This is a genomic window from Sphingomonas lycopersici, from assembly GCF_026130605.1.
Lineage (GTDB): Bacteria > Pseudomonadota > Alphaproteobacteria > Sphingomonadales > Sphingomonadaceae > Sphingomonas > Sphingomonas lycopersici.
Genome location: NZ_JANFAU010000001.1, coordinates 38,263 through 51,077, shown reverse-complemented (window position 1 = coordinate 51,077; position 12,815 = coordinate 38,263). Strand labels below are relative to the sequence as shown.

Sequence of the window (12,815 nt, the reverse complement as noted above, 5' to 3'; positions counted from 1 at the left end):
TTACGCGCCGCCTATCGCGCGGCGCTCCCTTCCGAGGAGGAAGCATAATGTCCAACGATAAACCGGTCCCGGCGGTGAGCCGGGAAAAGATCATGCACGCGCTCTACGAAGCTGCGGAGATCGAACATTGCCTGATGTGCACTTATCTATATGCCGCATTCAGCCTGCGCGACGGAGAAGGCGAGGGGCTCACAGCGGAAGAAGCTGAGGCGGTCGGGCGATGGCGGCGCATGATCATTGGCGTCGCCGTCGACGAGATGAGCCATCTGGTGGCGGTGTGGAACATCACAGCGGCGCTCGGCGGGGCGCCTCACTTCGGGCGCGCGAATTTTCCGCTCGACCCAGGCTATCTGCCGGCTGGGCTGGTCGTCAAACTGGCGCCGTTCAACGAGGCGGTGATCCAGCATTTCGTTTACCTTGAGCGACCGGAAGGGTCGCAAGAGCCCGATGGCGAAGGCTTCGAAGGCCCCGCTGGCCTGACACGCGCAATCCCCGGACTGCAACTTACGCCGACGGGGTACGATTATCGCACGGTCGGCGAATTCTACGAAGAGATCAGCGGCAACCTGCGGCAGTTCGTCGAGCAAATCGGTGAAGAAGCGGTGTTTTGTGGCGACCCGGCGCTCCAATTGAGCCAGGCAGAGAGCCGCTTGGTCGGCGCGAAGCCGGTTACCCACCTCGAAAGCGCGCTGTCTGCGATCGAGACCATCATCATCGAGGGAGAAGGGGCGCCGGCAGATCGCGATAATTCGCACTTCCAGCGCTTCACCACCATTCGCGAGGAATACAAGGCGCTCAAGAGCAAGAATCCCGGCTTCGTTGCGGCGCATCCCGCCGCGGTGAACCCGGTTTTGCGCCGGCCGCCGCAGCCCGAAGGCCGTGTCTGGATCGAGGATCCAGATGCGATGGCGACGATCGACCTGGCGAATGCGGCCTATGCCTTGATGTTGCGGCTGCTCGCCGAAGTTTACGCGGTGCCGTCGAGCGACGACGACAAACTCCTTTATCTCGGAACGGCAATCGGCCTGATGCAGGCGCTCACCGTGCTGGCGGAGCGCGCCGCGCGCCTGCCGGCGGGGGCGTCGAATTCGCACTGCAATGCAGGGGTCTCGTTCACCGCCTTGCGGGACACCGCCTCCTTCCCCCCGGGAGTGAGCGCGCGGCGCTATTATGTCGAGCGAATGGAAGAATTGGGTGTGGCCGCGCAGGCCATCGATCAGTCCGACCCTCGCTGTCAGCGGGCGGTGAAGGTGCTGCACGATCTGGTCGGGCGTCTTCGCGACGCGCCGCCGCCTAAAGCCGCGGCACCCTCGGTAGTGACACCATTGCCCGCTCAGGTCGCCTCGCCCGCGATCAAGACGGATCAGGGCATCGAGGTGGTGGAAGGCAGGGATCTCACGATCATGTTTGATGAGCGGCGCTGCATCCACGCTCGCTTTTGCGTAACGCAGGCGCCCGCGACCTTTCTCGCGAATGTGGAGGGCTCCTGGATCAGCGCGGATGCGACCGAGCCGGAGCTGGTCAGTTGCACAATTCGGCAATGCCCATCGGGAGCGCTGAGTTACCGGCGCAAGGATGGTCACAACGAGACGGCACCACCGGTCAATCTCTTGTCCCTGCGCGAGAACGGACCTTATGCGGTTCGTGCGTCCCTCGAGATCGACGGGGAGGGTGTCGGGTTCCGTGCGACGCTGTGCCGATGCGGTGCGTCCGCCAACAAGCCGTTCTGCGACGGTTCGCATAGCCGGATCGGATTCACCGCGACTGGCGAGCCGGCGAGCGTCGATTCACCGGCACTTGCGGTGCGCGATGGACCGCTGTCGGTGAGGCCGCAGACGGATGGCCCGCTGCAGGTGGAGGGCAATCTCGAAATAACCAGCGGCACCGGCCGGCGGATCGCTTGCGTACGGAGCGCCAGGCTCTGCCGCTGTGGGGGAAGCGCCAGCAAACCCTTCTGCGATGGCACCCATGCCCGGATCGGTTTTCGATCGGCTAACTGATCACACGATCGTCGTCGTACGTCGTTTAAACGGGTGGCCCCTGCGAGATCCGGATTGCGGCAAGAACTCGTCGCTCGGATCAATGCGGCCGTCCGGACATCCCCGTCACCGCGCTCGTGCCAGACTAAGTCCATTTCGTTGCGGCAATCCAGTGAACGCTCTCTATGACAGGGAGGAATAGCTAATGGACGACTATGCGAGGGCGATCGCTGGCCAAGATGGTCGATCCTGCGGTCATGAGGAATCCGGACCGCCTGTTTGACTTTGTTGATCCGGCAACGGTGTCCCGGTCGCTCTAATAGAAGCACGGTTCAGATTGAACTCGGAATTTTCAAGGCTGTCCCGGCCAATTGAAACCTACTTTACCGTTTTGGGTCTCGCGCGCCACGAGGCCCGGCTCAAAAGAATGGCGGTACCTATACTCTTGTATGGTTTAGCCACTGCCTCGACCTAATCGACCGGGAAAATTAGGCCCATTAATCTTCTCACTACCAAGCGCGCACCGCGCTTCTGAGCCGAGATCAGGAGGTTAGGACCGTGAAACCCGACAATATTATCAATCCTGTTCGACCGGGTGAGGACGAACTGGTTCCGTCGCGCTATGCCGTGCGCATCGGTGACATTGAGGTACTGGTGATCAGCGATGGGGTGTTGCCGTTGCCGACCCAGACCATGTCGACCAATGTCGATCCCGCCGAGCGCGAGGCGTGGTTCAAGGACATGTTCCTGGGGCCGGACGCCTTCGACTGGGCGCTGAACGTGCTGTTGGTTCAGAGTGGCGATCAGACTATCCTCGTCGATGCCGGCCTGGGCGGGCAGTTTGCCGGCTTTCCGCGCGCGGGTCAGTCGCTTCGGCGGCTCGAAGCAGCTGGTGTTGATCTCGGGTCGGTGACCGACATTGTGCTCACGCACATGCACATGGACCATGTCGGCGGACTGCTCGGCGATGATGTGAAAAGCCGGCTGCGTCCGGAACTACGGATCCACGTCGCGGCTGCCGAGGTTGAGTTCTGGGGGGCGCCGGATTTCTCGCATACCGATATGCCGGATCCGGTGCCGGAGGTGCTTCGCTCGACCGCCAAGCAGTTTCTCGACCAGTATCACAACAAGCTGCAGACTTTCGAAGAGGAACATGAGGTGGCGCCGGGTGTGGTCGCGCGGCGTACCGGGGGCCATACCCCCGGGCACAGTCTGGTAACCGTGACGTCGGGCCGCGAACGCCTGACCTTTGCCGGTGACATCCTGTTCCCAGTCGCGTTCGACCATCCCGAATGGCACAACGGGTTCGAACACGATCCCGAGGAATCGGTTCGCGTTCGCGTTCGTTTTCTGAAGGAGGCGGCGGCGAGCGGCGAACTGGTCGTGGCCACGCATATGCCATTTCCGTCGGTGGGTCATGTAGCAATGAACGGCGATCGTTTCCGCTGGGTGGCCGCGATCTGGGACTATTGACGAATTCGAGGACCGATAGCGCGATCGGACACGTTCTCGAAACGGGAAATGAGGACGTGTCCGTCGCGGGCTGAATGAATAGTTGGTATCTCCCGGTTTATGTCCGCCAATCTCATAACTATCGGGCAGAAAGCGCCCCAACAGGTGCCATACCGCCTACGAAACGGAACGCCTGAAAGCCGTCATGTCCTCGCGTCACATGGCGGTCGAATGCGCTCAAGGTGTCCGGGATCAATGGTGCGGTACACCGGTAATTGGCTCGGGGCCTTCGCCAACGATAGGCTCCCATACCAATTTGAGTTAGCCGAGCTCATCGAAGAGCGCGCGCCGATGGTCCAGCCAAATTTGACGGGCGGTTGACGGGCAGATCAATAAAGCTGTCGCCGAACCATTTGACCTCCAGCGGATTGCCCGCATCGGCGACGGTTTCGTCGATCACCGGCTTGCCGCTTCCATAGTTGATCTCTCGATCCGGTGTCTTGATGATTTTGACAACCGCCACGATGCGGCTGCCTTCTGCAAGCTTGCGACTCATGAGGCGGAGCCCTTCGAACGCAATGCGGACACGATCTCCCGGGTGGAGCAGCGTTCGCTTCGACGGATCGACTGCCTGGCTCGCGCGTGCCCAGTAAGGCGCGAGCATGAAATATTCTCCCGATGGCATCAGTTCGTAAAGGTCGATCTCGAAATCGAGATCGCGCTTGTTGGTCGAGAAATCCAGCGCGCCTGACGGCAACCCGCTGATCTCGGTTGCCTTGGACAAAGGCGCGCTGACGAACGCCAGGCCGTTGGCGGCATCGATTTCCCTGTCAACCACGCCGCCGATGGCGGACCGATCGACATCGTCTCGATCGGCCATATCGACCCTGAGCATCGTGAAACTGCCCGCCGTGCCGGCTGCCGGGCTCAGGCGCCAGTTTCCTTTGGCCTGCTGGTTGGTGAGATAGAAGCGTAGGTGGCCGTCGCTCATCGCGGAAATCGACGGCGCGTGTTTCCAGCGATCGGCGCTGGTCACCTCGTAATTGACCCGGTCTTGGAGCAGAGCGGGCTTTGGGGCGCCTTTCAGCGTATAGTCGAACCACTGGAAGCGCAGCGCGACCAGATCGACCAGCGCCGAAGGGTCCATCTTATACCCCGCGAGCGTGTCATTGCCCGCTTTTGCACCGCGCTGGGCCGCCGGGTGGTCCCACGGCCCTGCGACGAGATAATGCTGCGCATCGGGACGGTATTGGTAATGCCGCTTGAAATACCAGGTGCCGGCAGCCGGCCCGCCGAAGAAATATCCCACGGTCTGGAGCACTGGTATGTCGAGCTTTGCGAGTTCCGGTCCGGTGGGGGCAAGATCGCGCCAATAAGCGTCGTAGGTCGGATGCGACAGCCACCGGTCCCAATAAGGATTGGGCACGCCGTCGATCTTGTCGAGATCGCGATAAGCGCGGCCGCTGACATACCAGGTGCGATTGAGCCGGTTCCAGCGTGCGGAATCGGCATAGCTCGCGTCATCGAGCGTCTTGTTGTTGGTGGTGTAGAGCGGCCAGGGATACAGGAAATTCCAGATCACCCCATTTTCGCTCGGCGTGTCGATCGCCGGCCCTTCGGGTGCGCCGACCATGATCGCTTTCAGCGCGGCGGGCTTGTGCTTCGTTGCGGCCCAGGTGGTGAAGCCACCGTAGCTGCCGCCATACATCCCGACCTTGCCGTTGCTCCACGGTTGACGCGCGACCCAGTCGATCAGCGTGTCGGCGTCAGCGCCATCGTGTTGGAAAGGCACAGGGTCGTCGGGGCTGCAGCCCTTGCCGCGCGTCAGGCCGACAACCCCGGCATAGCCATGCGCGGCCGCAAGCTTCGCTTCGGAAGCCATTTTGCGCGCATCCGCATAAATGGTGAACTCCAGGATGGCGGGCAGTGGCGCCGTCGTACTCGGCCGGATGATCAGTGCGCAGATGGTCGCGCCGTCGGGCGTACGAACCTGAACGTTTTGCTGGATGACATAGATGCGTTCGTCCTCGCCGCTGATTGCGGGTGGCGGCGTGGCCGGAACCATTTGCGCGAAGGCTGCTGCCGGCATTGCAAAGCAAAGTACAGCAAGAAAGTGCCGCCTATGAATCCTGTTGCCGATTGTCATTCCCGATCGCCGGATCGGACGGGCTCTCCTATCCTCGTCCGCCGTGCGGCTGAATGCTAGTGCAAAGTTGAAGGGGACTCACGTGACGTCCTGATTTTCCTCCAGGCATTATTAGAACCCGGCTTGCCATTGCGGAAAGCGGCAGGTTCGCTGTTTCTCGAAAGAAAATCGGGCCTGGATGGCTTTCAGCCTACCGATGTCGGGACTTGGGTCTGGTCGCATCGGCGAGCGTTCGGTGCGAGCGACGAGGCGACGAGCGGTCCTCGATAGGTCATGGTCAGCACATCGGTAACGAGCTCGGCAGTCATGGTGTCGCTCATCGATCAGCCAACCGCCCTGCGCGAGAACAGGTCGATCAGACGAGGAGCGCGGCGGGGTTCTGTCGGTGCCCGCAACAGGTAGACGCAGGCGGCCAGCTCGATTTAACTATCCCGGCTCAGCTCGGAAAACACGCAGCGAAACAGCAGTTTGCGCTCAATGTGATTCGCCGTTCTGGCGAAGCTTGGTCGGTGAGCATTGATACCACCTGCGGACCGCGCGCGAGAGCGCGCTGGTTTCTGAAAATTGCAACGTTTCGGCGATCTGAGCGATGGTCAGGTCGGAGTCGCGCAAATAGGCCATTGCGAGATCGGCACGAATCGAGTCCACGATCGCGTCGTGACTGGTCGCCGCTGCTGCGAGGCGCCGCTGCAGCGTTCGTACGGATATGCGCAGCAGCCGCGCCGTATCGGCAATGGCGAGAAGCCTCGAGGGCAAAAACGCTCGTATCAGCCGCTCGGTAAGAAACGGGGTGAGCGCGACGCGGTCGGGCGCTGGCGTGGCGCTTTCAGAATCATGTCCGTCCGGAAATGACGAATGCGCCGGCGCTATCGGGTGGGCCAGCAGGGCCGCATCCAGCAACAATGCATTCCGGTCGGCGTTGAAGACCAGGTCAGGGCCGAGGATGCGGTAATGCCAGGTCGGATCCGCGGGCGGTGCATGCCGAAGCGAGATGTAGCCGGAGCACCATGACGGGCAATGCCGCCGAAACTCGGCGACGAGCACGCTGAACCCGAGCTCGACGACATAGCGGTGGGAAGGATAAATGCCTGCCGACGGCTCGTAGGTCAGCAGCACGTCGCCGGCTTCCTCGCGCAGCCCGACGATCGCCCCCTGGGTATGCAGCGGAAACAGTTCGGCGAGATTGCGGACCAGCCCGCCGACGGTCGGCGCGCGCTGGATCACCGTCGCGAGCATGCCAAAGAGGCTCATATCCTGCATCTGCCCCAGCCTCAGTCCAAAGGCCGGACAGTCGAGCTGCTCGGCGGCAAGATCGAGGAAGCGCGGAATGATCGCCGTATCGATCGGCATGTCGGGATCTTTGAGCGCGTCAGCGCGAAGCCCGGCGCACTCCGCCAGCAAGCTGAAATTGCCTCCTAGCTGTGCGACGAGATCGGTTGCCCCCGACAATACGCCGCTGCGCACCCATTTGCTCATCAGCCTCTCCCCGCGGAAAAGGTCGGTCCCGTGGCGCGCAAAGTCAAATCCCATTTGCTGTCTGTCGCTAAAAGCGAAGGAAGGGCAGGGGGAGTGTGATGCGACAGTCGAAAGTGGCAACGCGACGATAGCGTCGGCTTGCGCCTGAACCGGGTCGGCGCCGCACCGGCCTTGCTGATGAAAGACCGGTCCGGTGCACGCCGTGCTCGCCCGCAAGTGTGGGGCCGCAGCCGTGCGCGCCGGCCCGAGATGGGATGAGGGATAGGATGCATTTCCACACGATCGATACCGGTATCGTCCACGACACGGACCTGCCCTGGACCCCGTTCGCGCCTTATAGCGACACCGTTCACGTCAAGCTGATCAAGGCAGACCCGGTTCGCGGCGAGACGGTGAGCCTGCTGCGCGCGCCAATGGGAACGGTGCTGCCGATGCATCATCACGGCGGAACGGTGATCGTTTATACGATCAGCGGCGCCTGGCGCTATGCCGAGCACGACTGGATCGCGACGCCGGGCAGCGTGGTCTATGAAACCGCCGGCTCGCGGCACACCCCGGTCACCGTTGAGGGACACGGCGACGAGACGGTCACGCTCAATATCACGACCGGCGACCTCATCTATTTCGATGGGGAAGGCCGCATGGCCGCGATCGAGAACTGGCGGACCGCGGTCGAGCGCTACCTGGATTATTGCACCCGGTGCGGCCTCGAGCCGCGCGACGTGACGCATTTTGGCGGCTGATCGTCGCACGCGAAAAATCAAAACAAGGGGAGGGAAGGATGGAGCGGACTCTGAAGGGCGCGCTGCGGCTGACGACGGCGATCTCGCTCGGCGTGATGCCGACCTGGGCATGGGCGCAGGAGACCCCGCCACCGGTGCCGGCAGGCGGTGACGAGATCGTTGTCACCGCGCAGAAGCGCGCCGAGAACGTCCAGAACGTCCCGGTTTCGGTAGCCGCATTCAGCGGTGAGGCGATGACCCGCGCCAATGTGTTGAGCGTTCAGGATATCGGGCGGATCGCGACCAATTTCTCGACCGCCAAGGGTGCGGTGACATCGTCGCTGCGCCTCAGTATCCGCGGGATCGGGGCATTCGGCAATACCGCGACCGAACCCAGCGTCGCCACCTTTGTCGACGGCGTTTACGTGCCGCGTGCGGGTTCGATCATCGCCTCGTTCATGGATATCGAAGGGGTCGAAGTGCTCCGCGGCCCGCAGGGCACTTTATTCGGCCGCAACGCCAGCGTCGGCGCGCTCTCGCTCCGCACCGCGACCCCGAAGAACGATTTCTCCGCGCGGCTGACGGCGGAGGTGGGCAGCTATGATCGCTACAAGCTCGACGGCTATGTCAATGTCCCGCTCGCTGACAATGTCGCGCTGCGGCTGGCGGGGCAGCGCCAGTGGTTCGACGGCTATTGGCGCAACCGCCTCGACGGGAAGCGATATGGCAGGCAGGACGATCAGGCGTTCCGCGCCAGCATGAAGGCAGATATCGGCCGGATCGAATGGATCGTCCGCGCCGATTACGCGAAATCGACCGGCGACGGCCTTGCCAATGCCGATTTCGATCCGGCGTCGGTAACGCCCGCGCAGCTCGCGGCGCTGGCGGTGCGACTGGGCGGCGCGCTCCCCGATACCAACCTCAAGGATCGGGTGATGAACCAATATGTCACCGCCGATCTCGACGATCGCCAATGGGGCGTGTCGAGTCAGGCGTCGCTCGACATTGACGGGGGCACGATCCGCCTGATCGACAGCTATCGCGATTGGCGCAACGACCAGCGCGACGGCGACGTCACCTCTCTGCCGATCCCGATTGCTTCGCGCATCAGCCGGTTCCGCTCGAAGAGTTCGAACCAGGAACTCCAATATATCTCGCCGGTGAACCGCTGGCTCGACGGCCGGCTCGATCTGGTCGCCGGTCTCTATTATTACACCGAAGATTACAGCATCGGCGAACAGCTCGACATGGGCGCGCAATATTGCAACGCGCTTGTTCCGGCTGGCCCGCAGCGTTCGGCGTGCAATGGCTATCTAGGCACATCAGGTGGCCGTGGTGCCAGCGATCAGCGCATGACGCAGACCACCGACAGTTTCGCCGCTTACGGACAGGCGAATATCCGGCTCGCCGACCCGCTGACCCTGGTGCTCGGCGGTCGCTGGACGAAGGACGAGAAAAAGGGGCGCTATGCGCAGAGCGTCGCCACCCCGTTTATCACGGCGCTACGGGCGCCCGAAGTGCTGGAGCTGCCGCGGCTGAGCGACGATCGCTTCACCTATCGCATCGGCCTCAATCTCAAGCCGGCGGAGGACATATTGCTCTTCGCGAGCTATTCGACCGGCTATAAATCGGGCGGGTACAATAGCGGCGGCGGCGCACCGTCGCTGACGACATTCGCACCCGACGGCAGCGTCGTCTCGACCAAGCGGGTGTTCGGCCGGGAAACGGTGAAAAACTATGAGGCGGGGATCAAGTCGAGCTGGCTCGACCGGACCCTTGTCGCCAATCTTACTTTCTACCGCATGGAGATCCACGGCTATCAGGACCGCAGCTTCGACGGCACGAGCTTTATCGTCCGTAACGCCGGTTCGCTTCGCCATCAGGGTTTCGAACTCGATCTGACGATGCGCCCGGTGCCCCGGTTCGCCGTCAGCGCATCGGTCGCCTATCTCGACAGCGCGTTCACGGATTTTCCGGCCGGGAGCGGCTTGCCCGGGCTGCCGCCGGGGACGGTCCAGGACCTTCAGGGAACGCCGGCCAACTTCGCGCCCGCCTGGACGGGGCGGGTCGGGGTCGACTGGACCGGCGATGTCGGCAGAACCGGCTGGACGTGGGGGATCAACGGCAACCTCTCCTTCACCTCCGACTATCGTGATAGCGGCGTCACCGACAATAACCCCCAGACGATGGAGGACGGCTATACGCTGCTCGGCGCGCGCATCTCGCTCAACTCCCCGAACGATCGCTGGACGATCGCGCTGTTCGGCAACAACCTCGCCAATCAGGTTTATTCGACGGGCAGCTTCAATCAGGTGCTCGCCGCGCAGCTGGGGCTGAACAACGGCATCTTCCCGGGCAGCACCGCGATCCGCAAGTTTCGCGCCGATCCTCGCACGCTGGGCATCGCGGCGACCGTGCGCTTCTGAGGCGGGTGCGAACAGACTATAGGGAGAGGATCAACATGTCATCGATCATGCGGGCTCTTTTCGGCGGATTGCTCGCCGCAACCGCGACTGCCAGCCTTGCCGCACCGGCTGGGTCGGACGCGCCGTCGCCGGCCGAAGCGCGATCCATCGCGATCGAGGCTTATGTCTACGGTTACTCGCTGATCACCAGCGAGGTGACGCGGGTGCAGATGAGCAATGTCGCCACGGCGACGGGATTGCGCGCGCCGACCGGCGAATTCGCGCATGTCAAACGCTATCCCCCGGCCGATTATCGCGGGGTTTCCGCGCCCAATGCCGACACGCTCTACTCGATCGCCTGGCTCGATCTTGGGTCGGAGCCGATGGTCTTTTCCCATCCCGACATGGGCGAGCGCTATTTCCTCTTTCCGATGTACAGCCTGTGGATGCCGGTCGTCGGTTCGCCAGGCCGGCGCACCACCGGGGGCGCCCCGCGCACTTTCCTGATTACCGGGCCGCGGTGGAAAGGCAACGTTCCGGCGGGGATGACCGAGATCAAGTCGCCGACCCGGCATCTGGTGATCCTGGGCCGCACCTATGCCGACGGCACCGAGGCGGATTATGCCAAGGTCAACGCCCTCCAGGCGCAATACCGCCTGACCCCGTTGTCCGCTTACGGCAAGCCCGGCGCGGCGAAGGTTGCGCCGGTCGATCCGAACCCCGGTTTCAGCATGACCGACAAACCGCAGACCGTGATCCTGGACATGGGAACCAAGGGCTATTTCGACATGATGGCGCGCCTCCTGTGCAAGGACGCGCCGCCGCCGCCCGGGGATGCGCCGATGCTGGCACGGATGGCGCGGATCGGGATCGTTCCCTGCCGACCGTTCGATCTTGATGGTCTCGATCCGGCGGTACGCGCGGCGTTGCAGGATATTCCGCGCGCCGCGCTGAGCGCGATCGAGACGAACAAGGCACGGATGGGGCAGGCGGCGAACGGATGGACCATCTCGAAAGGGCTGGGGCGCTACGGCACCGACTATATGAAGCGCGCCGTCGTGGCGGCGTTCGGCTGGCCGGCCAATCTCGAGGAAGATGCGGTCTATCCCTATGCCGAGGTCGACAGCGACGGTCACAAGCTCGACGGATCGGCCAATTACACGCTCACCTTCGCCAAGGGGCAGCTGCCGCCGGTCGACGGCTTCTGGTCGCTCACCATGTACGGGATCGACCACGGCTGGTGGTTCGTGGCCAATCCGCTCAACCGCTTCACGATCAGCCTGCGCAACAACCCGAAGTATAACGCTGACGGCTCGCTGACGCTCTATCTCCAGCATCAATCGCCGGGCAAGGACAAGGAGGCGAACTGGCTACCCGCGCCGACGGGTGCGTTCCTGCCGATGCTGCGCATGTTCGAGCCGAGGACCACCAGGCAATCGATCATCGACGGTAGCTGGCAGCCGCCCGCGATCGTCAGATCAAGGGAGCATTGATCGTTTGCCGGCCGCGGGTCACGCCAGCTGGCGGACCCGTTGCACCGTCTGCGAGGGCAGCTCGCCGAACAAGGTCCGGTATTGCTGCGAAAATCGGCCGAGATGGGTGAAATCCTGCGTCAGCGCCGCGGTGGTAATATTCGGTTCTGACATGCGCGCGGTCCATAACTCGCTGCGCACCTGGTTGAGACGGAACGCCTGGATCAGATCGTGCGGGCTTACCCCGATTGCGGCGCGCGCAGCATAATGCAGTGCGCGCGGGGTGACGTCCAGTTCACCGGCAAGTTCGTTCACGGTGAGGCGCTGACCGAACCGGCTTTCGATGCAACGGATCATGCGCCGGGCCAGATCGTAACCGTCGGCAGCGCGCGCACGACCATCTCCCCGCCGTCCATAGACGCCGATTGAGAATGCCTTGTCGAGCGCGCGCAGCAACGCCCGCCGCAGCGGCGCGGGCTTCATCCGCACCGCCACATCACGGCGGAACGCGGCATCGGCAAGACCGCGGAAGATTCCGACCAGTTCGACGGGAAGGTCGATCATCGCGTTTTCCGGGTCGGCGGCGAGCTGGGAAGGCAGGCACAGTCCCTCATCGGCGAGTGCCGATGAGGAAACGATGATCTCGATCGAACGCCACCCACTGGTAAGAATACTGCGGTATTCGCGTCCCGGTGTCAGGACCGTCAGATGACCGGCGTTAACCTCCACGCCGCAAAATACCGCGGGGGACAGGTTGACGACGCATTTGAACCAGCCAGGTCTCGGACGTGAATGGTCCATGACTTTGCGGCTGACCCGGACATCGATGAAAATCAGGCCGCCAAGATCAACCCGGTCCAGCCGAATGTTAAGCAGCCCCGGTTCAATTTGTATCGCCGGTGTGTCCCAACCACATAATTGCTCGCGGAAGTGATCGATATCGCGAAATTCCAGCGAAGTCACTTCCCCCATCACTGCGCCCCCATGCCGCGGGGAACATGGTGAACCCCCTGACTTCCGATATCGGATAGCCCGCCCAAGGCCAATAAAATATGATGCGAAAGTGAAATTATCCAAGTTAATGAGTGGTTAAGGGGGCGGTCTTGGGTATAGCGGCAAAGCGCGAAAATGGTGTTCGCAGCCGACCGGCGCAGCATGGAATG

8 protein-coding genes are annotated in these 12,815 nt (G+C 62.7%); 5 read left to right on the top strand and 3 right to left on the bottom strand.

Annotation, left to right across the window (positions count from 1 at the left end; all coding sequences use genetic code 11):
• Window positions 1-47 precede the first annotated feature (47 nt).
• Together NED98_RS00155 and NED98_RS00150 are read left to right on the top strand one after the other, a co-directional pair.
• Window positions 48-2,000, top strand: a complete 1,953-nt coding sequence (locus NED98_RS00155; protein WP_265311362.1) for a ferritin-like domain-containing protein — start codon at window positions 48-50, stop codon at window positions 1,998-2,000.
• 537 nt (window positions 2,001-2,537) lie between these two features.
• Window positions 2,538-3,452, top strand: coding sequence for an MBL fold metallo-hydrolase (locus NED98_RS00150; RefSeq protein ID WP_265311361.1), 915 nt, complete (start codon window positions 2,538-2,540; stop codon window positions 3,450-3,452).
• 310 nt (window positions 3,453-3,762) lie between these two features.
• Here NED98_RS00150 and NED98_RS00145 read toward each other — a convergent pair whose 3' ends face one another.
• Entirely contained in the window at window positions 3,763-5,577 is a 1,815-nt protein-coding gene (locus NED98_RS00145; protein ID WP_265311360.1) for a CocE/NonD family hydrolase, read from the bottom strand.
• Window positions 5,578-6,051: 474 nt separating this feature from the next.
• The gene (locus NED98_RS00140) at window positions 6,052-7,053 is read right to left on the bottom strand and encodes an AraC family transcriptional regulator (protein ID WP_265311359.1); all 1,002 of its coding nucleotides are present in this window, start codon (window positions 7,051-7,053) and stop codon (window positions 6,052-6,054) included.
• Between the two features lie 266 nt (window positions 7,054-7,319).
• Here NED98_RS00140 and NED98_RS00135 point away from each other — a divergent pair, with 266 nt between their 5' ends.
• From NED98_RS00135 to NED98_RS00125, 3 genes are read left to right on the top strand one after another with little or no spacing between them, the layout of a single operon-like run.
• Window positions 7,320-7,796: a 2,4'-dihydroxyacetophenone dioxygenase family protein gene (locus NED98_RS00135; protein ID WP_265311358.1), complete on the top strand. Its 477-nt coding sequence runs from the start codon at window positions 7,320-7,322 to the stop codon at window positions 7,794-7,796.
• A 38-nt stretch (window positions 7,797-7,834) separates the two neighbouring features.
• Window positions 7,835-10,201, top strand: coding sequence for a TonB-dependent receptor (locus NED98_RS00130; protein WP_265311357.1), 2,367 nt, complete (start codon window positions 7,835-7,837; stop codon window positions 10,199-10,201).
• A 35-nt stretch (window positions 10,202-10,236) separates the two neighbouring features.
• A complete protein-coding gene (locus NED98_RS00125; protein WP_265311356.1) occupies window positions 10,237-11,673 on the top strand; it encodes a DUF1254 domain-containing protein in 1,437 nt (478 codons plus the stop codon).
• A gap of 18 nt (window positions 11,674-11,691) precedes the next feature.
• On the opposite strand, the gene NED98_RS00120 is transcribed toward NED98_RS00125, so the two are convergent.
• A complete protein-coding gene (locus NED98_RS00120) occupies window positions 11,692-12,624 on the bottom strand; it encodes an AraC family transcriptional regulator (RefSeq protein WP_265311355.1) in 933 nt (310 codons plus the stop codon).
• Between the last annotated feature and the right edge of the window lie 191 nt (window positions 12,625-12,815).

Excerpts from the sequence above, each read along its gene's own strand:
- NED98_RS00155 (WP_265311362.1), top strand. The coding sequence starts at position 48 with ATGTCCAACGATAAACCGGTCCCGGCGGTGAGCCGGGAAAAGATCATG.
- NED98_RS00145 (WP_265311360.1), bottom strand. The coding sequence starts at position 5,577 with ATGACAATCGGCAACAGGATTCATAGGCGGCACTTTCTTGCTGTACTT.
- NED98_RS00140 (WP_265311359.1), bottom strand. The coding sequence starts at position 7,053 with ATGAGCAAATGGGTGCGCAGCGGCGTATTGTCGGGGGCAACCGATCTC.
- NED98_RS00135 (WP_265311358.1), top strand. The coding sequence starts at position 7,320 with ATGCATTTCCACACGATCGATACCGGTATCGTCCACGACACGGACCTG.
- NED98_RS00130 (WP_265311357.1), top strand. The coding sequence starts at position 7,835 with ATGGAGCGGACTCTGAAGGGCGCGCTGCGGCTGACGACGGCGATCTCG.
- NED98_RS00125 (WP_265311356.1), top strand. The coding sequence starts at position 10,237 with ATGTCATCGATCATGCGGGCTCTTTTCGGCGGATTGCTCGCCGCAACC.
- NED98_RS00120 (WP_265311355.1), bottom strand. The coding sequence starts at position 12,624 with ATGGGGGAAGTGACTTCGCTGGAATTTCGCGATATCGATCACTTCCGC.